Genomic DNA, 22,493 nt, shown 5'->3' with positions numbered 1-22,493 from the left:
CCTCCGTTGCGGCGTCGACGATGACCATCGACGGTCTCGATGTGCCATAAGCGCGCCGGCTCGGCCAGACGGCCAGGCTTGTGGGGGGCGAACCGGCTCCGACGCGTCGAACGGGACCGGGGACTTGGGCGTTGTGTGACACTTAATCTCCAGTTCAGGCCGACGCATGGTAGACCCTGCGCCTGAGCCGCGCTCTCCATCAATCCGGCGCCCGAGCGCGCCCAAACGACAGGTCCCATGACGCTGCCGCTCCCAGGTTCCCACGCTGCCGTTGCTCACCCGTCCGACGCTCCCGCGATGGCAGGTTCCCAGGACCATACCCGCCGCGATCTTCTCCGTGGGGCCGGCGTGGTGGCGTTGTCCGGAGGGCTCGCCGCCCTGCCCGCGCGCGCCTTCGCCGACGAGGCTCCGTCCCTTCCGGCGGCCGGCACGCCATTCCAGGCCGGATTGGTCACCGACCTCGCCCGGGCACTGGCCGCGCGCGCCTACGTCGCCCCGCGCACGGACGATTTGCCCGAGGCCCTGACGGGCCTCAACCGCGAGCAATACGCCGGGATTCGGACCGTGCCGGGGAGCGCGGTCTGGGCCGACGCCGACCTCGGCTTCACCATCGAACCGCTCCATCGCGGCTCGGTGTTCAGGGGACGGGTCGCCCTGGCGCTCATCGAGGACGGGGTCGTGCGCCCCGTGGCCTACGACCGCGCCCGCTTCGAGACGGACACCACCCAGATCCCGACGTTCAAGGACGACCCGGGGTATTCCGGTTTCAAGCTCCGGGCCCGGTTCGCGGGCGGCGAGCTCACGGATTTCGCTTACCTCCAGGGCGCTTCGTTCTTCCGCCTCGTCGCGGCCGGCCAGGGCTTCGGCGTCACCGCGCGCGCCCTCACCCTGCGACCGGCCGATGCACGGGGTGAGGAATTTCCCGAGTGGCGTGCCGTCTGGATCGAACGGCCCGGTCCCGGCGGCCCCCTCGTCCTGCATGCCCTGGTCGATTCGCCGTCCGCCACGGCGGCCCTGCGCATGAGCCTGCGCCCGGGAGCGGCTTCGCTCTGCGACGTCGAGGGGACGGTGTTCGCGCGGACCGCCATCGATCACCTCGGACTCGGGGGCATGACGACGAGCTACCTGTTCGGTCCCCACGACCGTCGCGGCGCCGACGATGCGCGCGCCGCCGTCCATTCCTCGGGCGGCTTGCAGATCCGCACGGGCTCCGGCGAGGCGATCTGGCGCCCGGCGCGCAACCCCGAGACCCTGCAGGTCTCGTCCTTCGTCGACGACAGCCCGAAGGGCTTCGGGCTGATGCAGCGGGCGCGGGATTACCGCAGCTTCCAGGACGACATCCAGCATTGGGAATGGCGCCCGTCCCTGTGGCTCGAGCCCCTCTCCGCCTGGGGACCGGGGTCCGTGACCTTGCTCGAAATCCCGAGCGATTCCGAATTCAACGAGAACATCCTAGCCTATTGGCGGCCGAAAGCCGGCCTCGCGGCGGGGGCCGAGCGGGCGTTCAGCTACCGCCAGCACTGGTGCTGGCAGCCACCCGAGCCGGTGCCTGTGGCCGTGGTTTCCGGCACCCGCGCCGGGCGCGGGACGAACGACAACCGGCGCCTCTTCCTGGTCGACTTCACCGGGGAGGGTCTGGCCGAAGCCGGCGACCTGCGGACCCAGCTCTCGGTCGGCCCCGGCGCCATCACGGCGAGCACCCTCTACCGCTACCCCGACCGCAAGACCGTGCGCGTCGCCTTCGAGCTCGACCCGCGTGGCGAGAAGGCGTGCGAACTGCGCCTCGCCCTGCAACGGGGCGACACCCCCCTCACCGAAACCTGGCTCTACCGTTGGACACCGTGAACGCACCCGCGCCTCAAGTCGCCCCGGCACCCGCCCCGTTCCGTCCGGCGATGCCACCCGAGGCGCCCCTGGCCATGCCGGTGCAGCGCCTCGACACCTGGGACGGGGCCGCCGGCCACGTGCCTTCGGTCCGCCATGGAAAGCCGTGGCTGGCCCGCCTCTTCGTGTTTGGCGCGGCAGCACTCCTCACCGCCTACGGCGCCATGCAGATGTACGAGGTGGTGGCGGTCTCGGGCGGCACCACGGCCCTGCAATACGTGCTGCTCGCCCTGTTCACCCTGAACTTCTCCTGGATCGCGCTCGCTTTCACCGGCGCGATCCTGGGCTTCTTGGTGCTCCTGCGCCGCCCCAAGGCCCCTGCCCTGCCGACGGCGCTCACCACCCGCACGGCGGTGGTGATGCCGGTCTACAACGAGGCCACGGCCCGGACCTTCGCCGCCATCGAGGCCATGCGCGTCGAGATCGATGCCACCGGCCTGGGCCACGCCTTCGACTATTTCGTGCTGTCGGATTCGACGTTGAGCGATGCCTGGATCGCCGAGGAGCGCGCGTTCCTCGATCTTCGCGCCCGCTGGGGCGACGACGCCCGCCTGTACTACCGCCACCGGCCGAAGAACCACCACCGCAAGGCCGGCAACATCGGCGACTTCGTCTCGCGCTGGGGTGCCACCTACGACCACATGCTGGTGCTCGATGCCGACAGCCTGATGACGGGCACGTGCGTGGTGCATCTGGCCGCCGCCATGGAGGCCGACCCGGATTCCGGCATCATCCAGTCGCTGCCGCTCATCATCAACCGCAACACCCTGTTCGCGCGCGTCCAGCAATTTGCCGCGCGGATCTACGGGCCGGTCATCGCCACCGGCTTGTCGGTGTGGTCGGGCCGCGACGGCAATTACTGGGGCCACAACGCCATCATCCGCACGAAGGCCTTCGCCGCCGCCTGCGGCCTGCCGGACCTGCCCGGCAAGCCGCCCTTTGGCGGCCATGTGCTCAGCCACGACTTCGTGGAAGCCGCCCTGATCCGGCGCGCCGGCTGGAGCGTGACCATGCTGCCCGACCTTCCCGGCTCCTACGAGGAGAGCCCGCCCTCCCTCATCGATGTGGCCGTGCGCGACCGGCGCTGGGCGCAGGGCAACCTTCAGCACAGCCGCATCATCGGGGCCGCCGGTCTGAAAACCGCGTCGCGCCAGCACTTCGCCACGGGCATCGCGGGTTACGTCGCCTCGCCGCTCTGGCTGGCCCAGCTCGTGGTCGGTATCGCCCTCGTGCTGCAGACCGCCTACGTGCGGCCGGAATACTTCACGAGCGAGTTCGGGCTCTACCCGGTCTGGCCGCGCTTCGATCCCGTTCGCGCGCTCCGGCTGTTCGGGATCACCATGGGCATCCTGCTCGCCCCGAAGTTTCTGGGGCTCATCCTGGCGCTGATCGACGGCCCCGTGCGACGGGCCTGCGGGGGCGCCGTCCGCCTCGTTCTGTCGAGCCTGATCGAGATCCTGCTCTCGGCCCTCATCGCGCCCATCGCCATGCTGATCCAGTCGGGCTCGGTGTTCCAGATCCTCGTCGGGCGCGACACCGGCTGGAACCCGCAGCGGCGCGACGACGGCTCGATCCCGTGGAGCGACATCGTCCGCCGCCACCGCTGGCACATGGCGCTCGGCCTCGTCACCGGGATCGCCGCCTTCGCCATCGCGACCTCCCTGTTCCTCTGGATGTCGCCGACGATCCTCGGCCTCGTGCTCGCGATCCCGATCTCGTGGGCGAGCGGTCAGCTCGCTTGGGGGCTGGCCCTCAAGCGGCTCGGCCTGCTCATGACCCCGGAGGAGCGCGACCCGCCCGCCATCGCCACACAGGCGGGCCGCCTCGCCGCCCGCAATGCCGCGCAGGGCCTCGACGATGCGGACGCCCTGCGGGCCCTCCACGCCGAGCCCGCTTTCGCAGAGGCCCACGCCGCCATGCTGCCCCAGGCCGCACCCCGGCCGCGCGGCGTCATCGACACGGACCGGGCGCTGGCCCAGGCCAAGGTGGTGGAAGCCCACACCCTCGACGAGGCCGCCGCCTGGCTCTCGCCGAAGGAGCGCATGGCCCTCCTGCACGACCGCGCGCTTCTCGACCGCCTGAGCCGCCTCGAGGCCAGCGCCGCCTGAGTTTTCGATTTCCGACCGCGGCGTTCTCCGTTAGAACCCTCCCACCCCGCCGGCTCCGCGCCGGCGCGGACGGAAGGGTGGCCGAGTGGTTTAAGGCAGCGGTCTTGAAAACCGCCGTGGGGGCAACTCCACCGTGGGTTCGAATCCCACCCCTTCCGCCAAGTTTTTCGACCGGCAAGGTTTTCGTAGGGCTCTCGACCCAAGCCATGGGTCAAGCCATGGCTTGGGTGGAAGAACTTCCGATATAGGCGTGAGGCTGGGGTCGGCCGCCCGTATCGCTTCGGCGTGACTTCGATGGGCGACGGAGCCACCCGCAAGCCGCGGCCTTTTTGTGCCCGAGGACGCTCGACCCGCTCAAGACCGGGCGCGGCGGCCTGATCGCGTCAGACTTGGCCCTGCAACCCGCGAAGATGGGCGATGTGGCGAACCGCCAGAACGTAGCCGTGCGTGCCGAAGCCGGCCAGCACCGCAGTCGCGGCGAGCGAGACGTAGGAATGGTGCCGGAAGGCCTCGCGCTTGTGGACGTTGGAGATGTGGCACTCGACGATGGGAACCTCGCACGTGGCGAGGGCGTCGAGGATCGCGATCGACGTGTGGGTGAAGGCCCCCGGATTGATGACGATCCCCGCCGATCCGACCCGGTACTGGTGGATCCAGTCGATGATCTGGTGCTCGGCATTGCTCTGGTGGAAGGCGACCGTGAGCCCGAACGCCTCGGCCTCGGCCCGGCAGAGCGCTTCGACATCGCCGAGGGTCTCGTGCCCGTAGATCTCGGGCTGGCGCTTGCCGAGGAGGTTCAGGTTGGGGCCGTTGAGGATCAGGATGGTGTCGTTCATGGAAGGCTCCATCGTTGAAGGGTCCTGACAACGGCCGTTGCACGGACGCGCAGGTCCCGTCGCGGCTTGCCAAGCCCGCCTTTACGTCTCCGCCGGCCCCGAGGCCACCGCTGCCGTCGGCCTCCCCCTGTCGGGTGACGGTAGGGCGTCCCTTCGGCATCCGACGCCCCGCTGCCGCGTTGACGAAAGCAGGGAGACCCACGCCATGAGCCAGCCCGTCGTCGTCGCCGTCGCGATCACCGGTTCCGTGCCGCGCAAGGCGGACAATCCCGCCCTGCCCGTCACGGTGTCCGAGCAGATCGAATCCACCCATGCCGCCTACGAGGCCGGCGCGACGCTGGCCCACATCCATGTCCGCAACGATGACGAGACCCCCTCCTCCGATCCGGACCGGTTCGCCGCCGTCCAGGCGGGCCTGCGCACGCATTGCCCGGGCATGATCGTGCAGTTCTCCACCGGCGGGCGCGGACGCGACCCGGCGAGCCGGGGGCTCTCCCTCCAGCATGCCCCCGACATGGCCTCGCTCTCGACGGGCTCGGTCAACTTCCCCACCATCGTGTACGAGAACCCGGCCGCCCTCGTCGCCGATCTCGCAGGTCGGATGAAGCGTTTCGGGGTGAGACCCGAGATCGAGATCTTCGATCTCTCGCACCTGCACGGCACCAGGCGCCTCGTGGAGGCCGGGCTGATGGACGACCGGCCCCACGTCCAGTTCGTCATGGGCGTGCAGAACGCGATGCCGGCCGACGAACACCTCCTCGACATTCTGCTCACTGAGCTGCGCCGCGTGCTGCCGAAGGCGACGTGGACGGCCGCCGGCATCGGACGCCATCAGGCGCCCGTGATGGATTGGGCCCTGGCACGCGGCGCAGACGCCGTCCGCACCGGGCTCGAGGACAACATCCGCCTCACCAAGGATCGGCTCGCCGCTGGCAACGCCGAACTCGTCGGCCTCGCCGTGGAGGCGATCGCGCGGCACGGCCGGACCGTCGCGAGCCCGGCCCAGGCCCGCACCCGCCTCGGCCTCACCGCCTGATTCGGCGCGGTCGACCGTTCCGGCCCTCGCGTCCCCTTTGTCGCGCCCGCACGGGATCGGGTAGGAACGGGGACGCGCCCGGCTCTCCGGGCGACGTCCCGGGAGGCGAGCGGATTGGCTGACGGCTTTGTGGCAGCGCCCGTGCGGCGTCGGCGGCGCGACGGAGCGCTGCGGCGCGACGCGGTTCTGGATGCCGGCCTCGCGGTCTTCTCGACCCTTGGCCTTCATGGGGCGAGCCTCGATCAGATCGCCGAGCGCGCCGGCCTCTCGAAGACCAACCTGCTCTATTACTTCGCCTCGAAGGAGGCTCTCTACGTCGCCGTGCTGCGACGGGTGCTCGATGTCTGGCTCGATCCGCTTCAGGCCCTCGATTCCGGGAGTGAGCCGGCCGAGGCGCTCAAGGCCTACATCCGCGCGAAGGTGACCCTGTCGCGCGACGCACCCCAGGCGTCCCGCCTGTTCTGCCTCGAGATCGTCCAGGGCGCTCCGCTCCTGCGGGCGGAACTCGAAGGCCCCCTGCGGGCCTTGGTCGACGCCAAGGTCGCCGTGCTGAGCGGCTGGATGGACGAAGGGCGGATCCAGCCGCACGACCCGCATCACCTCGTCTTCTCGGTCTGGGCGATCACCCAGCACTACGCCGATTTCGCCGTGCAGGTCGACGCGATCACCGGGCACGATCTGTCGGACGAAGCCTTCTTCGAGCGGACCGTGGCCAGTACCCAGAGACTGATCCTGGCGGGCCTCGGACTCGCCTGATTCGGCGGCGTCGCCGGATCCGGGTCCGAGCGCTGCCGTTCTCGCCGTTCCGATGGGCAGGACCCGCACAGCGCGCGCGCATGCCGCGGAGAGTTTGTGCAGATGGTCAAACTTCCTGATTTTGAAGTTTGACCATCTGGTCCGAATAGCTAGCCTGAGGATGTGCCGTACCACTTCGGTCGAGTCCGAAGCCGTACGGCGGAAGACTTGACGGGTCTCATGTCGCGGCACGCAATGCTGCCGTCGGAACGCGAGGGTGCCATGACCGAGCCCAAAGCCGAGACTGAGGCCGAGCCCATGGCCGAACCCATGGCCGAACCGATGAGCATCGGTGTTTTCATTCCGATCGGTAACAACGGCTGGCTTCTCTCGGAGAACGCGCCGCAATACATGCCGAGTTTCGAGCTGAACAAGCAGGTGACGTTGAAGGCCGAAGGGTACGGCCTCGATTTCGCGCTCTCGATGATCAAGCTGCGGGGGTTCGGCGGCAAGACCGAGTTCTGGGACCACAACCTCGAATCGTTCACGCTGATGTCGGGGCTCGCCGCCGTCACCAGCCGGATCAAGCTCTACGCCACCGCCCCGACCCTGTGTCTGCCGCCCGCCATCGTCGCCCGGATGGCGTCGACCATCGACTCGATCTCGAACGGCCGCTTCGGCCTCAACCTGATCACCGGCTGGCAGAAGCCGGAATACGCGCAGATGGGCCTCTGGCCCGGCGACGAATACTTTGCCCGGCGCTACGAGTATCTCTCGGAATACGCGCAGATCCTGCGCGATCTCTGGGAGACCGGCCACAGCGACCGCAAGGGCGACTTCTTCCAGATGGACGATTGCCGCCTGAGCCCGCGCCCGCAGGCCGACATGAAGATCATCTGCGCCGGGCAGAGCGGCGCCGGCATGGCGTTCACCGCGACCTATGCCGATTACAATTTCTGCTTCGGCAAGGGCGTCAACACGCCCACCGCCTTCGCCCCCACCGTGGCGCGGCTGGAGGACGCCAAGGCGAAGACCGGCCGCGCGGTCTCGTCCTACGTGCTCTTCATGATCATCGCCGACGAGACCGACGAAGCGGCCCACGCCAAATGGGAGCATTACAAGGCCGGCGCCGACGGAGAGGCGATCGCCTGGCTCGGCGTTCAGGGCTCGGCCGATACCAAGTCGGGGGCCGACACCAACGTCCGCCAGATGGCCGATCCGACCTCCGCGGTGAACATCAACATGGGCACCCTGGTCGGCTCCCACGCCACCATCGCGCGGCTCCTCGACGCGGTCATGACCGTGCCGGGCACCGGGGGCGTGCTCCTCGTCTTCGACGATTTCTTAGCGGGCCTCGACGCGTTCGGACAGAAGATCCAGCCGCTGATGAAGACGCGTCGGCACATCACCGGTGATGTCGCGCCCCTGACGCGGGGCGACTCGGCCTCCCTGGCACAGGTGGCGTGATGCGGGGCGAGATCCCGGCGGGCTACCGCGACGCGACGGGCCGCGTCGGCGGCGTGACGCTTCCCGCCCGGCCCGAGCCGATCGCCTTCGACGCGGGCGCGAGTGCGCTCATCGTCGTCGACATGCAGAACGCCTACGCGACGAGGGGCGGCTACCTCGATCTCGCCGGCTTCGACGTTTCCGCGACCGGCCCGGTCGTCGAGCGGATCGCCGCGGCCGTCGCCGCCGCCCGGGCGGCGGGACTCCTGGTGATCTGGTTCCAGAACGGCTGGGACGCCGATTACGTCGAGGCCGGCGGTCCGGGTTCGCCGAACTGGCACAAGTCGAACGCCCTCAAGACCATGCGCCGGCACCCGGAGAGGAACCACAGGCTCCTGGCCAAGGGCACCTGGGACTACGCCCTGGTCGACGCGCTGAGGCCGGAGCCGGGCGACATCGTCCTGCCGAAGCCGCGCTACAGCGGCTTCGCCAACACTGCCCTCGACAGCATGCTCAGGGCCCGCGGCATCCGCACCCTGATCTTCACCGGCATCGCCACCAACGTCTGCGTGGAATCGACCCTGCGCGACGGCTTCTTCCTCGAATATTTCGGCATCGTCCTGGCCGACGCCACCCATCAGGCCGGCCCGCCGAGCCTGCAGGCGGGGGCGCTCCTCAACATCGAGACCTTCTTCGGCTGGGTCTCGGACGTCGGCGCCTTCGCCGAGGCGCTCGCCGCCGAGCCCCCCCGCAACGCCGAGTAACCCTCAATCGAAAGCCTCCCAGAATGCCGAAGACCGTCGTGATTCCCCCCGGCACCGGCAAGCCGCTGGCGCCCTACGTGCCCGGAACCCTGGCGGATGGCGTGCTCTACGTCTCGGGCACCCTGCCCCTCGATGCGGACGCCAACGTCGTCCATGTGGGGGACGCGGCCGCGCAGACCCGCCACGTCCTCGAGACGATCAAGGGCGTGGTCGAGGCCGCCGGCGGCGGCATGGACGACGTCACCTTCAACCACGTCTTCCTGAAGGACTGGGCCGACTACGCCGCGATCAACGCCGTGTATGCCGCGTACTTTCCGGGCGAGAAGCCGGCGCGCTACTGCATCCAGTGCGGGCTCGTGAAGCCCGATGCGCTCGTCGAGATCGCCTCGGTGGCCCATCTCGGCAAGGCCGCCTGAGGGATGGCCGTGCCGGTCCATCACGCGGTCCATGGCCGGGCCGGCGGCCGAACCGTGCTGCTTTCGCCGGGGCTCGGCGGGGCGGCGGGTTATTTCGCGCCGCAGATGCCGGCGCTGGTCGAGCGCCGTCGCGTCGTCACCTACGATCATCGCGGCACCGGTCGCTCGCAGGGCCCCCTGGAGCCCGGCCACGACATCGCGGCCATGGCGCGCGACGTGCTCGCCCTCCTCGACGGGCTCGCCATCGAATCGGTCGACCTCGTCGGGCACGCGCTCGGCGGGTTGATCGGGCTGCAACTGGCGCTGACGCACCCCGAACGGGTCGGGCGCCTCGTCGTCATCAACGGATGGGACAGCATCGACCCGGCGACCCGCCGTTGCTTTGCGGCCCGGAAGGCACTGTTGACGCGGGACGGTCCCGAGGCCTTCGTCCGAGCCCAGGCGATCTTCCTGTATCCGGCGCCCTGGATCTCGGAGAATGCGGAGCGGCTCGCGGCGGACGAGGCCCACGCGCTGGCGCATTTCCCCGGCGCCGACGCCGTTCTGGCGCGCATCGCCGCCCTGGAGGCGTTCGACCTGACGGGACGCCTCGGCGCGGTGCCGCACGAGACCCTGGTGATGGCCGCGCGCGACGACGTGCTGGTGCCGTTCACCGCGTCGGAGCGGCTCGCCGCCGGATTGCCGAACGCCCGCCTCGATCTCGCGCCCGATGGGGGGCACGCCCATTCCGTGACGCGGCCGGAGCTGGTCACCACGGCCCTCCTGCATTTCCTCGATCGGCCGTGACGGCGCGAATGGCGATGGACCCGCGAATGGACCCGCGCTTGGACTTGGAGTCGACCGACATGACCGGGACCGAGGGACCTGACGACGCGCCCGTCGCGGCCGGCGCCTATCGCGATGCCATGGCGCGGCTCGCCAGCGCGGTGCATCTCGTCACCACCGACGGGCCGTGGGGGCGTGCCGGCTTCACCGCCTCGGCCGTCTGCAGCGTCAGCGATGCGCCGCCGACCCTGCTGGTCTGCCTCAACCGCGCGTCCTCCGCCCACCCGGTCTTCGACCGGGCCGAGAGGCTGTGCGTCAACATCCTCGGTGCCGGACAGCAGCACGTCGCGGCCGCCTTCGGCGGCAGGCGGTCGATGCCGGAGCGCTTCGCCGCCATACGCTGGTCCACCGGCGCGCGCGGGCTGCCCGTTCTCGCCGACGCGTTGGCGACGTTCGAATGCCGGATCGCGAGCCGGAGCCGCGTCGGCACCCACGATGTCCTGTTCTGCGAGGTGGTCGGCCTCGGCGAGGCGTCCGGTGCGGACGCCCTCGTGTATGCGGACCGGCGCTACCACGTGGTGCCGTCCGCACCCGTCGCCGAGGCGCCGGGAGAATACGAGCGCATCGTCGGCGTGCACGAAGCCGGCGGCACCGATCGGGCGGTGATCGCCAAAGCGCCCGAGGGGGCGTGGAGCCGCGCCGTCACCGCCGCGGCGAAGTGACGGAGCCTGAGCGGCGTCGGCCTCAGGCGTCGATGACGCTCACATGGGCCGCGACGACCTTCCAGCCATCGGGGAACCGGACCCAGGTCTGGCTCTGGCGCCCGATGCGATCGGGCGCCGTCGGGCGCGTGAACAGCGTCATCGCGACGGCGCAATCGCGGCCGTAGGTGGTGATAACCGTGCCGGAGAGATCGCGCGCCAGACCCTCGGCCGAGCGGGACCGGCGGAAGGCGCGGATCGCGTCCATGCCGTAGAGGTTCTCGCCCCCGCCATAGCGGATGGTGCGGGGATCGTCGTGGAACAGCGCTTCCAGGGTCGGAACTTCGTTGCCGACGAGGGCCGCCTCGTAGCGGGCGAACGCGGCCTCGACCTCGGCTTTCACGGTGGGATCGTCGATGGGCATGCGGCTCACGCGAAATTGGCGACGGGCGCGCGAACGACGCCCGCGCGTTCGAGATGATGGGCGACCCGGAGCGCCAGATCCTCGCGCCACGGTGCGGCGATGACCTGCACGCCGAGCGGCAGGCCCGTGTCGAGCCAGACCGGCACGGCGACCACGGGCAGGCCGATGAACGAGATCGGCTGGGTGAACAGGCCGATATTGGCGCGTACCGGCAGCGTGACGCCGTCGAGCACGAAGGCTGTCTGCCCCGCGCGCGGCGCCCGGCAGGGTGTGCAGGGCGCGAGGATCACGTCGACCTCGCGGAACAGGTCGAGCACGGCCGCGCGGTACCAGCGCCGGAAGCGTTGGGCGCGCTCGACGAACGGCGCGGGCAGCATCATTCCGGCGATGAGGCGATCCCGCACGGCCGGATCGAAATCGCCGGCCCGCTCCCGCAGGCGGTCGCGATGCAGGGCGGCGCCTTCGGCGGCCGTGATCAGGTAGGCCGCCGCACGGGCCCGTGCGGCCTGCGGGATCTCGACCGTGCGCGTCGCCGACAGGGCGTCGGCGACGGCCGCGACGGCCGCGAAGGCTTCCGCGTCGCCGCCGGAGGCGAAATACCCGCCCGCCACGGCGATCCGCAGATCCCCCACGCCCGCGTCGAGGCCGGGACCGGTCGGTTCGACGGCCCGATCCGTGGCGACGGGATCCGCCGGATCCGGGCCCTGCATGGCGTCGTACGCCAGGGCGAGATCGCGGGTCGAGCGGCTCATCGGCCCGAGATGGTCGAGGCTTCCGACGAAGGGAAAGCTTCCGGCGCGGCTGAGGCGCCCGTAGGTGGGCTTCAGGCCGAAGCAGCCGCAGAAGGCGGCAGGCACGCGGATCGAACCGTTGGTGTCGGAGCCGAGGGCCAGGGGCACGAGGCCCGCCGCCACCGCCCCGCCCGAACCGCCGGAGGAGCCCCCCGCCATGTGTCCGGGCGCGTGCGGATTCCGGGTGTTGCCGTCGTGGCAGTTCTCGCCGGTGAAATCGTAGGCGTACTCGCCCATGTTGAGCCCGCCGACGAGGATCGCCCCCGCCGCTTCCAGGCGCCCGATCAGCGTCGCGTCCCCCTCCGACGGCGCCCGCTCCCGGTTGATCCGCGACCCGGCCCGCGTCGGCAGCCCGGCGATGTCGAACAGGTTCTTTGCCGCGAAGGGGACGCCCGCGAGGGGGCCGGGCGCCCCGCCCCGCCCATGGGCCGCGTCGAGTCGGTCCGCGCGGGCCAGGGCACGGTCCGCCAGGACGTCCGTGAAGGCGTTCACGGCGGGATCGACGCGGCCGATCCGATCGAGGGCCGCCGCGACCACCGTCCGGGCGCTCACCGCCCCGCTCGCGACGGACGCGGCGATCGATGCGGCCGAGGCCGTACTCCAATCCTGCTCGCTCACGGTCCCGGACCTCACGCTTCGAACACCGGGGCGGCTTCGGCCTCGTCCGGCAGGGGGAACGCGCCGACGAGGTCGGCCGCGGCGTGCAGCACGCGCAGGTTGGCCACGATCGCCGGCATCCAGGCGGGGTCGATGGGCAGGGCGAGCATGCCGGACGCGGCCGAGGCGTAGGCCTCGGGATCGAAGGCCGGGATCTCCGGGGCTTCCGTCATGCAACGTCCTCCTTGGTCTGGGCGATGGCGGTCATGCGAATCTCGTTCCGGCGGGCCCCCGGTCCGCGCCGCCGAGAGGGTTCAATCGAGCGTCTCCGAGGCACGCCCCTCCAGGGCGGCGACAACCCGGTGCGCGTCGGAGACCCAGCCGAAGATGCCGCCCTGCGCCGTGATCATCGCGAGGCCGGCTTCGTGGAATTCCGGGATGTACGACGCGCAGGCATCGGCGATGACGACGCAGCGATAGCCGCGGTCGTTGGCCTCCCGCACCGTCGTGTGCACGCAGACCTCGGTGGTCACGCCGCAGACCAGCAGGGTCGCGATGGCCCGGGTCGCGAGCACGTCGGCGAGTTCGGTGGCGTAGAACGCGCCTTTGCCGGGCTTGTCGATCACCGGCTCGCCATCCTGCGGCGCCAGGGCGGGAACGATGCCGTGACCGGGTTCGCCGCGGATCAGGATGCGTCCCATCGGCCCGGGCTGACCGATCCGCGCCGTGGGTTCGCCGCGCTCCAGCTTGGCCGGCGGCGCGTCGGAGAGATCCGGGCGATGGCCCTCCCGTGTATGCACGACGAGGAGCCCTGCGGCACGCGCCGCGTCGAGCACGGCCCGGCATGGGGGCACGGCGGCGGCGAGGAGGGAGACATCGTTGCCGAGGCTCTCCCCGAAGCCGCCGGGCTCGAGGAAATCGCGCTGCATGTCGATGATGACGAGGGCCGTGCGCGACGCCTCGAAGGGAAGCGGCGACGGCTCGGCGTCGAGAAGGCTGGGCATGCGCGGATCTCTCGCGACCGGGAATCACGGCCTCGAAGCATGTATGCAATCTGGCCGAAATGCGTGCCCAAACCACACACAGCGGTGCGCGAAGTTTCGTCTCTCCTGGCCACCCCATGGGCAGATCGCCGGGATGCGGCATCCGACGCCGGAGACGTCAGCGCTGGGCGCGCGCCCGGCTCGCGCGAATCGGCGGGGCGCGGCGTTTCAGGCGGTCCCGAGCCCGTTCGCCGGCCGCTTCGCGCGCGGCGGCACTTCCGGCATCGAGCGCCTCGAATGCGTCCTCGACCACGCTCATATGGACGAGCATCGCGGAGTTCGCGGCCGCCGCATCGCGGGCGAGCACGGCCCGGACAACGAGGCCGTGTTCGGCATGCGAGCGGGCGAGCCGCCCCGGTGCCTGGAACTGGGCGCGACGGTACGGCGTCAGCCGCCGCCGGAGGTTGCGGGCGATCTCGTCGATCACGCTGTTGTGCGCACCCACGTAGAGAAGGCTGTGGAAGTCCGCATTGGCGAGGACATAGGCGTCGTGGTCGTTCGCCTCGGCGAGGCTGCCCATGCGCTCGTGCAGCATCCGGAGCTGCCCGCGCTCGGCCGGTGTCATGCTCAAAGTCGAGAGCCGCGCGCAGGTCGCCTCGATCTCCCCCATGGCGATGAAGAGCATGTCGAGTTCGTCCGGCGTGATCGTCCGCACGGTCGCGCCCAGGCGTGGACGCAGGTCGATTAGGCCGGTTCCGTTGAGAAGTCGCAGGGCGTCGCGCACCGGTGTGCGCGACACGCCGAAGCGCTTGGCCAGGACCTGTTCGTCGAGATGGGTGCCGGGCGCGAACTCCCCCGACAGGATCGCGTCGGCGATGGCGTCGGACAGGCTCTCGGAGCGGGTTGGGGACGCTGGCACTGTGGTCTCGGGTTCCCGATGCGCCACCGGTACGGGGCCGCGCACGCCACCGATGATAGAGACGAGTTTCCCTCGCCCCGCAACATGACCCGCTGTCCGGGTCTATGGAGATGTGTTGCGGTTATGTGACGGCCGGCTCCGGCGTCCGACCAAGGGCGGGCCATGGCACACCGGTTGCGGTCCCCCGAACAGCATTGGCAGGTTCAGGGGGACGAACGATGTTCGCAAGGACGTTCACGGCTGCGGCTCTGTCGCTCGCCACGGTCGGGGCAAGCATGACCGGGGCAAGCATGACCGGGGCCTGCATGGCCGCCGATCTCGAGACCAGAAAGCTCAACGTGGCGGAGGCAGCACCCCTCAGGGAGCCGTCCTTCTTCCTGTTCTCGGACACGCAGGTGAGCTTTCGCTACCAGTTCCCCGCGGCCGAGCCGGGCGTGCAGATCCAGCGGGCGGATGGCGGCTTCCGCAACCGCGACATTCCGAAATACATCACCAACATCTCGCACGCCGACGCCTGGGCGTACGGCACGAACTTCTTCTCCCTCGACATCCTGAAATCGACCTCGCAGGACCCGGCCGGGACCACCAACGCCCCGGGCGGCTTCGCGCAGTACGACAACGGGGCCACGGAAGCCTACGGCCTCTATCGCGGCACGCTCAGCCTGAACGCGCTGACCGGCACCAAGGCCTTCACCGTGCCGGGCCTCGTCAAGGACGTCTCGCTCGCCTTCGGGTTCGACGCGAACACGAAGAACACCGCGTTCGGGCCGAAGAAGCGCGACGTCGTCGGCGGCCTGACCTTCTCGGTCGACGTGCCCGCCGGCTTCCTCAACATCAGCGCCCACGCCTACAAGGAATGGAACCGGAACGGCTTCAATATCGGCGGCGACCGCGACGTCAGCTTCGACACTGTCCCCGAATTCGAGATCGTCTACAACTTTCCGATCACCTTCTTTCCGAACGTTCCCCTGAGCCTCGCGGGCTTCAACAACATCGTCATGCCCAAGGGCAAGGGCATCCGGGACGCGTTCAATTATCCGGGTGGCTACTATCCCGGAACCGGCGTCGAGTTCCTGTCGCGCACGAACCTCGTGCTCGATGTCGGTAAAATGATCTGGAACCAGCCCAACAAGCTCGATGCCTTCGTGGGCTTCCAGTACTGGCTGAACAAGTTCGGCAACGTGGAGCGCACGACCTTCAAGGGGACCGAGGAGAAGAGCTTCCTTGCCGGCATCGCGTTCCACATCTTCTGAGAAGCCCCGGGGCGGCCTGGAATATGCTCCGCTCGGGACATCGCGTGGAATCGGGAGTCGGAATGAACGCGCACAAGGCCGGGACCCATCGTCTCTGGATCAGGAACCCGCTGGCGATCCTCGCGGAGGATGCGGCCGGTGGCCTCGTCGTCGAAGGGACGCGCATCGTGGAGCGCGTGCCCTCGGGCGGCCAGCCGGCGGCGCCTGTGCACGAGACCTTCGACGCCGCGGGCCACGTGGTGATCCCCGGCCTCGTCAACACCCATCACCACTTCTTCCAGACCCTGACCCGCGCTCATCCGCTGGCGATCAACAAGCCGCTGTTTCCCTGGCTTCAGGCCCTCTACACCGTCTGGGACAAGCTGACCCCGGAGGCCTTCCGCCTCGCCACGCGCCTCGCCTACACCGAACTGCTCCTGTCGGGCTGCACCACGGCGGGGGATCACCACTACCTGTTCCCGAAAGGACTCGAAGCCTCCGTCGACATCCAGGTCGAGGAGGCGAAGGCCCTCGGCATCCGGGCCTTCGTCACCCGTGGTTCCATGAGTCTTTCGGTGCGCGACGGCGGCCTGCCGCCGGACGCCCTCGTGCAGGACGACGACACGATTCTCTCCGACAGCGAGCGGGTGCTGTCCCTGTTCCACGACCCGAACCCCGGCGCCATGGTGCAGATCGGGTTGGCGCCCTGCTCGCCCTTCAACGTGACGAAGCGGCTGATGCGCGAGAGCGCGGCGCTGGCCGAGCGCCATGATTGCCGCCTGCACACGCATCTCGGCGAGACCCTGGACGAGGACGCCTACTGCCTCGCGACGTTCGGGCAACGCCCCGTCGACTACCTCGAGGAGGTCGGATGGATGAGCCCGCGCGCCTGGCTCGCCCACGGCATCCACTTCAACGACGACGAGGTCGCCCGCCTCGGTAAGGCGGGGGTCGGCGTGTGCCATTGCCCGACCTCGAACATGACCCTGGCGTCCGGCCAGTGCCGGACCTGCGAACTGGAGGCCGCCGGCTCCCCCGTGGGGCTCGGGGTCGACGGCTCGGCCTCGAACGACAGCTCGAACCTCATGGAGGGCGTCCGGCACGCCCTGATGCTGAACCGCCTCACCTACGGCGCCGAGAAGGTCACGCACCTCGACGCCCTGCGCTGGGCGACGGAGGGCTCCGCCGCCTGCCTCGGGCGCTCCGATATCGGCCGCCTGGAAGAGGGCCGCGAGGCGGATCTTGCCCTCTTCACCCTGGACGAGCTGCGCTTCTCCGGCGCGCACGATCCCCTGGCGGCCCTCGTGCTCTGCGGCGCCCACCGGGCCGACCGGGTGATGGTGGCCGGGCAATGGCGGGTCATCGACGGACATCCTATCGGCCTCGACACGCGTCGGCTGCGCGAAGACCACAGCCGGTTGGCCCGGCACCTGTTCGGCGCCGTCTGAGGATGGAAGCCGCCCGCTCCGCTTCCGCTTCGCCGCGCCCGCAGGCAGGGCCGACGCCCCTGTTCGGCGCCTACGGCATCGTGAAACGGTTCGGCGGCTTCACGGCGAACGACGGTGTCGATCTGGAGATCCGGGCCGGCGAGATACACGCCTTGCTGGGCGAGAACGGCGCCGGCAAATCCACCCTGATGAAGATCCTCTACGGCCTGCTGGAGCCCAGCGAGGGCGTCGTCACGCACCAGGGCGACATCGTGCAACTGCCGAACCCGGACGCCGCCCGCCGGCTCGGGATCGGCATGGTGTTCCAGCATTTCTCCCTGTGCGAGAACCTCACGGTCGCCGAGAACATCGCCCTCGTCATGCCGCGGGATCTCTCCGGCCGGGCGCTGGCCGACCGCATCGCCAAGCTCGGCATCGATTACGGCCTTCATCTCGAGCCGGACCGTCCGGTCTGGTCGCTCTCGGCCGGCGAGCGCCAGCGCATCGAGATCGTGCGTTGCCTGCTGCAGGATCCGAAACTCGTCATCCTCGACGAGCCGACCTCTGTGCTCACCCCGGGCGAGGCCGAGGTGCTGTTTTCCGTGCTGGAGCGTCTACGCGCGGAGGGGCGGGCGCTGCTCTACATCTCCCACCGCCTCGACGAGGTGCGGCGGCTCTGCGTGCGCGCCACCATCCTGCGCGCCGGCAAGGTCGTGGGCGCCTGCAATCCGCGGGAAGAGACGGCCCGATCCCTCGCGGCGATGATGGTGGGGAGCGCCGTGCGCGAGGTGACCGTGCGCGGGGGCGGAGCCGTCGGCCGGGAGCGCTTGGCGCTCGACCGCCTCGCCCTCCCCGCCCCCGGCCTGCACGCCACCGCGCTCCGCGACGTCTCGCTCAGCGTCGCGGGCGGCGAGATCCTCGGGATCGCGGGCATCGCCGGGAACGGACAGGCCGAACTCTTCGCGGCCCTGTCGGGCGAGGTGCGGGCGGCCGATCCGGCTTCCGTGCGCCTCGACGGGGCACCCGTTGGGGACCTCGGCATCACCGCGCGCCGGCGCCTCGGCGCCGCCTTCGTGCCGGAGGAGCGCAACGGCCACGCGGCGGCACCCGCGATGAGCCTGTCGGAGAACGCCCTGCTGTCGCGCCATTCGACGGCGCCCCTGACCCGGTTCGGTCTGCTTCGTCCGGGGGCCGCCCGTGCCCTCGCCCAGCGCGTGATCACGGCCTTCGACGTGCGCAAGGCGGGCCCCGATCCCGCCGCCGGCACCCTGTCGGGCGGCAACCTCCAGAAATTCGTGGTCGGCCGCGAGATCCTGGCGGAGCCCGGAACGCTCGTGATCAACCAGCCGACCTGGGGCGTCGATGCCGCCGCCGCCGCCCATATCCGTCAGGCGGTGATCGATCTCGCGGCCCGCGGTACCGCGATCCTCGTCATCAGCCAGGACCTCGACGAACTGTTCGAGCTCGCCGGTTCCATCGCCGTGCTGCACGACGGTACGCTATCGGCGGCGGTGCCTGCGGCCGAGACGACCCGCGAGGCCATCGGCCTGCTCATGGGCGGATCGAGCGACGCGGCGCCGGCCCCCGCGCACTGATCGGGAGACCCCATGCGCCTCGACCTCGTGCCCCGCACCCGCCGCTCCGCGGTGCTCGACATCCTCGCTCCGGCGCTGGCCTTCGTCGCGGCGGTTCTGATCGGCGGCGTCGCCGTGGCGGCCCTCGGTGTCTCGCCGAGCGCGGCGTTCGTGACCTATTTCGTCGCCCCCTTGAGCGAGGTCTGGTCGCTCCAGGAGATCGCCCTCAAGGCGGCCCCCCTGGCCCTCATCGCGACGGGGCTCGCCTTCTGCTACCGCGCCGACCTCTGGAACATCGGCGCCGAGGGCCAGTTCGTCGTCGGCGGATTGGCCGGTGGCTGGGTCGGCGTGGCGACGCACGGATCGGGTGACGCCCCCTGGATCCTGCCCGCCATGCTCGCTGCCGGAGCCCTCGCGGGGGCCGCCTACGCGCTGATCCCGGCCGTGCTGAAGGTCCGCCTCGGGGTCTCGGAGATCCTGACGAGCCTCATGCTGGTCTACGTCGCCCAGCTCCTGCTCGACTACATGGTCCGCGGCCCCTTGCGCGACCCGGCGGGCTACAACTTTCCCCAGAGCGTCGGGTTCGATCCGGCCGCGCGCCTGCCCTACCTCATGGAGGGCGAGACCCTGCATGCGGGCGTGCTCGTCGCCCTGGCCGCCGTGGGGCTGGCGACCTTCGTGCTGGCCCGCACCCTGTTCGGATTCGCGGTGCGGGTCGTCGGCGCGAGCCCGCGGGCCGCGCGCTTCGCCGGCTTCTCCGATGCGCGCCTGACCCTGTCGGTCTTCGCCATCTCCGGCGGGGCCGCGGGCCTCGCCGGCATCGTCGAGGTGGCGGGGAAGATCGGGCAGCTCCAGCCCGAGATCTCGCCGGGCTACGGCTTCACGGCGATCATCGTCGCCTTTCTCGGCCGGCTCTCGCCGCCCGGTATCCTCGTCGCCGCCCTCGTCATCGCGCTCACCACCATCGGCGGCGAGGGCGCGCAGATCGACCTGAAGCTGCCCCTCGACCTGACCCGCGCCTTCCAGGGCCTGCTCCTCGGCCTCGTCCTCGGGGCCGACGTGTTCGCCCGCTACCACGTCCGGATCGTGCCCGGCGGGCCGTCGGGCCGCACGGCGTCGTGAGCCCGCGCGAACAGGACCGGAGCCGGTCATGACCCTCGACATCGTCCAGATGGTGCTCGTCACGGTCCTGGCGGCCGCGACCCCCATGATCCTCGCCGGCCTCGGCGAACTCGTCGCCGAGCGCTCCGGGGTGCTCAACCTCGGCGTCGAGGGCATGATGATCTTCGGCGCGGCCGTCAGCTTCGCGGTGGCGATGCAGACCGGCTCGACCCTTCTGGGGGCGCTGGGCGGTGCGGGAGCGGGCCTCGGCCTCGCCGCCCTGTTCGGCCTCCTCACCGTCGGGCTCGCGGCGAACCAGGTCGCTTCCGGCCTGTCGCTCACCATCCTGGGTCTCGGTCTGTCGGGATTGGTGGGGGCGAACTACGTCGGCATCAAGCGCGATCCGGCGCCCCACCTGGCGATCCCCGGCCTCACCGACCTGCCCGGGATCGGCCGGCTGCTGTTCGGGCAGGATGCGTTCGTCTACACGGCGGTCGCCCTCGTCGCCGCCGTGTCGTGGTTCCTCTGGCGCACCCGCGCGGGCCTGACCCTGCGCGCCATCGGCGACGACCCCGTCGCGACCCATGCCCTCGGGCTGAAGGTGCGCCGGGTCCGCTTCCTGTCCGTCCTGTTCGGGGGCGCCTGCGCCGGGCTCGGCGGGGCCTATCTGGCGCTGGCCTATACGCCGTTCTGGTCGCCCGGCATGACGGCGGGCCGCGGCTGGATCGCGCTCGCCCTCGTGGTGTTCGCCTCCTGGCGGCCCCTGCGGGTCGCGGCCGGCGCGCTCCTGTTCGGCGGGGCGACGGTGCTCCAGCTTCACGCCCAGGCCGCCGGGCTCGGCCTGGCGGGCCAGCTCCTCTCCGCCCTGCCCTACCTCGCCACCATCCTGGCCCTGGTCTTGCTCTCCCTGGGACGGCGCCAGGGCGGCTCGCTGGCGCCCGCCGCCCTCGGACGCGTCTTCACGCCGAGCCGGTGACCCGCTTCCACGACGGCACGCCGAAGTTGGCCCACAACGGATCGAAGAGGACACCACCATGCGGGGTAGGTTGATGAGACTCGGCGGTGCGGTCCTGGGCGCGGTCCTCGCGGCCGGACCGGTGCTGACCTGGCAGGCCTCCGCGGCCGACAAGCTGAAGGTCGGCTTCGTCTATGTCGGGCCGGTCGCCGATTTCGGCTATTCCTACCAGCACGACCTCAGCCGCAAGGCGCTGGCGGCGGCGATGCCCGACACCGTCGACACCACCTTCCTCGAGAACGTGCCCGAGGCCGACAGCGAGCGCTCCATCGAGAAGCTCGCCCGCTCCGGCGCCGGCCTGATCTTCACCACCTCGTTCGGCTTCATGGAGCCGACCCTGAAGGTCGCCCGCAAATTCCCGAAGGTGAAGTTCGCGCACGCCACCGGCTACAAGCGCTCCGACAACGTGGCGACCTACTCGGCCCGCTTCTACGAGGGCCGCTACGTGTGCGGGAAGATCGCCGGCAAGCTCTCGAAATCCGGCACCGTGGGCTACATCGCCTCGTTCCCGATCCCCGAAGTGGTGAGCGGCATCAACGCGTTCATGCTCGGGGCGCAGTCGGTCAACCCGAACATCAAGATCAAGGTCGTCTGGGTGAACACCTGGTTCGATCCGGGCAAGGAGGCGGAGGCGGCCAAGGCCCTGCTCGCCCAGGGCGCCGACATCCTCACCCAGCACACCGATTCGGCGGCCCCCCTGCAGGAGGCCGAGAAGCAGGGCAAGCTCGCCTTCGGCCAGTCCTCCGACCAGTTCCGCTTCGCCCCGAAGGCCCAGCTCACCTCGATCACCGACGACTGGAACGGCTACGTCATCGCCCAGGCGAAGGCCGTCCTCGACGGCACCTGGAAGAGCGGCGACACCTGGGGCGGGATCAAGGACGGCATGGTGGTGCTGGCGCCCTTCACCAACATGCCCGACGACGTGAAGGCCATGGCCGAAGAGACCACCAAGGCCATCGCCGACGGCAAGATCCACCCGTTCACCGGGCCGGTGCTGAAGCAGGACGGAACCGTCGCGGTGAAGGCGGGTGAGACCGCACCCGACCCGATGATCCTCGGCATGAACTGGTACGTGAAGGGCATCGACGACAAGCTCACGCAGTAGCGCGCCATCGGACGCGCGGAAGCCCGCCGGATCGCTCCGGCGGGCTTCTTGATCTTACCGGCGACGGATCAGGGGCGCGGTGCCGGCGGCCGGTCGGGCGTCGGGATGCCGGATGGCGGGAGAATCGGCTCGCCGATGCCGGGTGGGGCCGGAATGGCATCGCCGCTTCGAATCGCTTCCCGCTCGTTCCGGGGGCCGGCGCGGCCCTCGGTGCCGCCGGGAGCCGTGGCGGGGTCGCTGCCGGCCGGGGCACCCACGGATTGGGCGAGTGCCGGGCCGGCCAGGCCGAACACCCCGCACAGGGCGAGGACCGAAATCGTCAGGCGCATGATCGGGTACCTTCCAGGTCAGTCGAAGGGGAGAAGCAGGTTTCTGTCGAGGCGACGGAACGCGGCCCTGGCGGTTCCGCCGGGTCAGCGACGACGATGCGTTCCGTGGCGGCGGATCGCTCGTCCGCGAAGGCCGCCCGGGGCCGTGAGGCGCGATTGACCGGCCGGAGGCGTCAGGCTGGCTTGCGCCCGGGCTTCGGGTGCCACTCCGAGGACGCCACCGCCGAACAGGCATCCTGCGAGGAGCCAACCCATCATGGGAAGGCCGAGGCAGATGATTCGGGACGGACGCATCGGATACGCTC

At 70.3% G+C, this 22,493-nt stretch carries 22 protein-coding genes and 1 tRNA gene; 16 read left to right on the top strand and 7 right to left on the bottom strand.

What is annotated here, in order from left to right; all coding sequences use genetic code 11:
- Positions 1-297 precede the first annotated feature (297 nt).
- From ASG60_RS04140 to ASG60_RS04130, 3 genes are all read left to right on the top strand, one after another.
- Positions 298-1,845 carry a glucan biosynthesis protein D gene (locus ASG60_RS04140; RefSeq protein WP_244476571.1) on the top strand — a complete coding sequence of 516 codons (1,548 nt, stop codon included), beginning with the start codon at positions 298-300 and terminating at the stop codon, positions 1,843-1,845.
- A 50-nt stretch (positions 1,846-1,895) separates the two neighbouring features.
- Positions 1,896-3,992 carry a glucans biosynthesis glucosyltransferase MdoH gene (gene mdoH / locus ASG60_RS04135; protein ID WP_200947649.1) on the top strand — a complete coding sequence of 699 codons (2,097 nt, stop codon included), beginning with the start codon at positions 1,896-1,898 and terminating at the stop codon, positions 3,990-3,992.
- Between the two features lie 71 nt (positions 3,993-4,063).
- A tRNA-Ser gene (locus ASG60_RS04130) sits at positions 4,064-4,153 on the top strand.
- Positions 4,154-4,375: 222 nt separating this feature from the next.
- Here ASG60_RS04130 and aroQ read toward each other — a convergent pair.
- Positions 4,376-4,828 carry a type II 3-dehydroquinate dehydratase gene (gene aroQ, locus ASG60_RS04125; protein ID WP_056263070.1) on the bottom strand — a complete coding sequence of 151 codons (453 nt, stop codon included), beginning with the start codon at positions 4,826-4,828 and terminating at the stop codon, positions 4,376-4,378.
- A 205-nt stretch (positions 4,829-5,033) separates the two neighbouring features.
- Here aroQ and ASG60_RS04120 point away from each other — a divergent pair, with 205 nt between their 5' ends.
- From ASG60_RS04120 to ASG60_RS04090, 7 genes are all read left to right on the top strand, one after another.
- On the top strand, positions 5,034-5,864 hold the full coding sequence (locus ASG60_RS04120; protein WP_056384325.1) for a 3-keto-5-aminohexanoate cleavage protein: 831 nt from the start codon (positions 5,034-5,036) through the stop codon (positions 5,862-5,864).
- 114 nt (positions 5,865-5,978) lie between these two features.
- Positions 5,979-6,620 (top strand): HTH-type transcriptional regulator RutR, encoded by a 642-nt coding sequence (gene rutR / locus ASG60_RS04115; protein WP_056263067.1) that lies wholly within the window; start codon positions 5,979-5,981, stop codon positions 6,618-6,620.
- A gap of 321 nt (positions 6,621-6,941) precedes the next feature.
- Positions 6,942-8,066, top strand: a complete 1,125-nt coding sequence (rutA, locus tag ASG60_RS04110; protein ID WP_056384351.1) for a pyrimidine utilization protein A — start codon at positions 6,942-6,944, stop codon at positions 8,064-8,066.
- Positions 8,066-8,809, top strand: a complete 744-nt coding sequence (gene rutB, locus ASG60_RS04105) for a pyrimidine utilization protein B (RefSeq protein ID WP_056263065.1) — start codon at positions 8,066-8,068, stop codon at positions 8,807-8,809. Before rutA ends, rutB begins: the two co-directional genes overlap by 1 nt.
- A gap of 23 nt (positions 8,810-8,832) precedes the next feature.
- Positions 8,833-9,225, top strand: a complete 393-nt coding sequence (gene rutC, locus ASG60_RS04100) for a pyrimidine utilization protein C (RefSeq protein ID WP_056384324.1) — start codon at positions 8,833-8,835, stop codon at positions 9,223-9,225.
- Positions 9,226-9,228: 3 nt separating this feature from the next.
- The gene (gene rutD, locus ASG60_RS04095; protein WP_056384323.1) at positions 9,229-10,011 is read left to right on the top strand and encodes a pyrimidine utilization protein D; all 783 of its coding nucleotides are present in this window, start codon (positions 9,229-9,231) and stop codon (positions 10,009-10,011) included.
- Positions 10,012-10,070: 59 nt separating this feature from the next.
- Positions 10,071-10,712, top strand: coding sequence for a flavin reductase (locus ASG60_RS04090; RefSeq protein ID WP_082531606.1), 642 nt, complete (start codon positions 10,071-10,073; stop codon positions 10,710-10,712).
- Between the two features lie 22 nt (positions 10,713-10,734).
- Here the strand turns inward: ASG60_RS04090 and hpxZ are convergent, their stop codons facing one another.
- From hpxZ to ASG60_RS04065, 5 genes are all read right to left on the bottom strand, one after another.
- A complete protein-coding gene (gene hpxZ / locus ASG60_RS04085; RefSeq protein WP_056384322.1) occupies positions 10,735-11,115 on the bottom strand; it encodes an oxalurate catabolism protein HpxZ in 381 nt (126 codons plus the stop codon).
- Positions 11,116-11,120: 5 nt separating this feature from the next.
- Positions 11,121-12,524: an AtzE family amidohydrolase gene (locus ASG60_RS04080; protein ID WP_056167908.1), complete on the bottom strand. Its 1,404-nt coding sequence runs from the start codon at positions 12,522-12,524 to the stop codon at positions 11,121-11,123.
- Between the two features lie 11 nt (positions 12,525-12,535).
- The gene (locus ASG60_RS04075) at positions 12,536-12,736 is read right to left on the bottom strand and encodes a DUF4089 domain-containing protein (RefSeq protein WP_056167906.1); all 201 of its coding nucleotides are present in this window, start codon (positions 12,734-12,736) and stop codon (positions 12,536-12,538) included.
- 81 nt (positions 12,737-12,817) lie between these two features.
- A complete protein-coding gene (locus ASG60_RS04070; protein ID WP_056167903.1) occupies positions 12,818-13,507 on the bottom strand; it encodes an isochorismatase family cysteine hydrolase in 690 nt (229 codons plus the stop codon).
- A 157-nt stretch (positions 13,508-13,664) separates the two neighbouring features.
- Complete coding sequence (locus tag ASG60_RS04065) at positions 13,665-14,405, bottom strand: GntR family transcriptional regulator (protein ID WP_056167901.1); 741 nt, start codon at positions 14,403-14,405, stop codon at positions 13,665-13,667.
- A gap of 305 nt (positions 14,406-14,710) precedes the next feature.
- Between ASG60_RS04065 and ASG60_RS04060 the strand changes: the two genes are divergently transcribed.
- The 6 genes from ASG60_RS04060 (at position 14,711) to ASG60_RS04035 (ending at position 21,859) form a co-directional block, all read left to right on the top strand.
- Positions 14,711-15,658, top strand: coding sequence for a hypothetical protein (locus ASG60_RS04060; protein WP_156467454.1), 948 nt, complete (start codon positions 14,711-14,713; stop codon positions 15,656-15,658).
- A gap of 62 nt (positions 15,659-15,720) precedes the next feature.
- Positions 15,721-17,085, top strand: a complete 1,365-nt coding sequence (locus tag ASG60_RS04055; protein WP_056384321.1) for an 8-oxoguanine deaminase — start codon at positions 15,721-15,723, stop codon at positions 17,083-17,085.
- A gap of 2 nt (positions 17,086-17,087) precedes the next feature.
- Positions 17,088-18,659 carry an ABC transporter ATP-binding protein gene (locus ASG60_RS04050; RefSeq protein WP_056384320.1) on the top strand — a complete coding sequence of 524 codons (1,572 nt, stop codon included), beginning with the start codon at positions 17,088-17,090 and terminating at the stop codon, positions 18,657-18,659.
- A 12-nt stretch (positions 18,660-18,671) separates the two neighbouring features.
- Positions 18,672-19,760, top strand: coding sequence for an ABC transporter permease (locus ASG60_RS04045; protein WP_056384319.1), 1,089 nt, complete (start codon positions 18,672-18,674; stop codon positions 19,758-19,760).
- 28 nt (positions 19,761-19,788) lie between these two features.
- On the top strand, positions 19,789-20,715 hold the full coding sequence (locus ASG60_RS04040) for an ABC transporter permease (RefSeq protein WP_056384318.1): 927 nt from the start codon (positions 19,789-19,791) through the stop codon (positions 20,713-20,715).
- 58 nt (positions 20,716-20,773) lie between these two features.
- Complete coding sequence (locus tag ASG60_RS04035) at positions 20,774-21,859, top strand: BMP family ABC transporter substrate-binding protein (protein WP_056384317.1); 1,086 nt, start codon at positions 20,774-20,776, stop codon at positions 21,857-21,859.
- Between the two features lie 68 nt (positions 21,860-21,927).
- Here ASG60_RS04035 and ASG60_RS04030 read toward each other — a convergent pair whose 3' ends face one another.
- The gene (locus ASG60_RS04030) at positions 21,928-22,188 is read right to left on the bottom strand and encodes a hypothetical protein (RefSeq protein ID WP_056167878.1); all 261 of its coding nucleotides are present in this window, start codon (positions 22,186-22,188) and stop codon (positions 21,928-21,930) included.
- Positions 22,189-22,493: the final 305 nt, after the last annotated feature.

The sequence above is a fragment of the Methylobacterium sp. Leaf469 genome (assembly GCF_001424745.1).
Taxonomy (GTDB): domain Bacteria; phylum Pseudomonadota; class Alphaproteobacteria; order Rhizobiales; family Beijerinckiaceae; genus Methylobacterium.
This window is presented reverse-complemented; position numbering and strand designations above follow the sequence as displayed.

Bases quoted from the DNA above. Each gene is read 5' to 3' on its own strand.
- mdoH (WP_200947649.1), top strand. From the start codon at position 1,896: ATGCCACCCGAGGCGCCCCTGGCCATGCCGGTGCAGCGCCTCGACACC.
- rutA (WP_056384351.1), top strand. From the start codon at position 6,942: ATGAGCATCGGTGTTTTCATTCCGATCGGTAACAACGGCTGGCTTCTC.
- ASG60_RS04090 (WP_082531606.1), top strand. From the start codon at position 10,071: ATGACCGGGACCGAGGGACCTGACGACGCGCCCGTCGCGGCCGGCGCC.
- ASG60_RS04055 (WP_056384321.1), top strand. From the start codon at position 15,721: ATGAACGCGCACAAGGCCGGGACCCATCGTCTCTGGATCAGGAACCCG.
- rutD (WP_056384323.1), top strand. From the start codon at position 9,229: ATGGCCGTGCCGGTCCATCACGCGGTCCATGGCCGGGCCGGCGGCCGA.
- aroQ (WP_056263070.1), bottom strand. From the start codon at position 4,828: ATGAACGACACCATCCTGATCCTCAACGGCCCCAACCTGAACCTCCTC.
- ASG60_RS04030 (WP_056167878.1), bottom strand. From the start codon at position 22,188: ATGCGCCTGACGATTTCGGTCCTCGCCCTGTGCGGGGTGTTCGGCCTG.
- rutC (WP_056384324.1), top strand. From the start codon at position 8,833: ATGCCGAAGACCGTCGTGATTCCCCCCGGCACCGGCAAGCCGCTGGCG.
- ASG60_RS04050 (WP_056384320.1), top strand. From the start codon at position 17,088: ATGGAAGCCGCCCGCTCCGCTTCCGCTTCGCCGCGCCCGCAGGCAGGG.
- ASG60_RS04045 (WP_056384319.1), top strand. From the start codon at position 18,672: ATGCGCCTCGACCTCGTGCCCCGCACCCGCCGCTCCGCGGTGCTCGAC.
- ASG60_RS04060 (WP_156467454.1), top strand. From the start codon at position 14,711: ATGGCCGCCGATCTCGAGACCAGAAAGCTCAACGTGGCGGAGGCAGCA.
- ASG60_RS04070 (WP_056167903.1), bottom strand. From the start codon at position 13,507: ATGCCCAGCCTTCTCGACGCCGAGCCGTCGCCGCTTCCCTTCGAGGCG.
- hpxZ (WP_056384322.1), bottom strand. From the start codon at position 11,115: ATGCCCATCGACGATCCCACCGTGAAAGCCGAGGTCGAGGCCGCGTTC.
- ASG60_RS04035 (WP_056384317.1), top strand. From the start codon at position 20,774: ATGCGGGGTAGGTTGATGAGACTCGGCGGTGCGGTCCTGGGCGCGGTC.
- rutB (WP_056263065.1), top strand. From the start codon at position 8,066: ATGCGGGGCGAGATCCCGGCGGGCTACCGCGACGCGACGGGCCGCGTC.
- ASG60_RS04120 (WP_056384325.1), top strand. From the start codon at position 5,034: ATGAGCCAGCCCGTCGTCGTCGCCGTCGCGATCACCGGTTCCGTGCCG.
- ASG60_RS04140 (WP_244476571.1), top strand. From the start codon at position 298: ATGGCAGGTTCCCAGGACCATACCCGCCGCGATCTTCTCCGTGGGGCC.
- ASG60_RS04040 (WP_056384318.1), top strand. From the start codon at position 19,789: ATGACCCTCGACATCGTCCAGATGGTGCTCGTCACGGTCCTGGCGGCC.
- ASG60_RS04075 (WP_056167906.1), bottom strand. From the start codon at position 12,736: ATGACGGAAGCCCCGGAGATCCCGGCCTTCGATCCCGAGGCCTACGCC.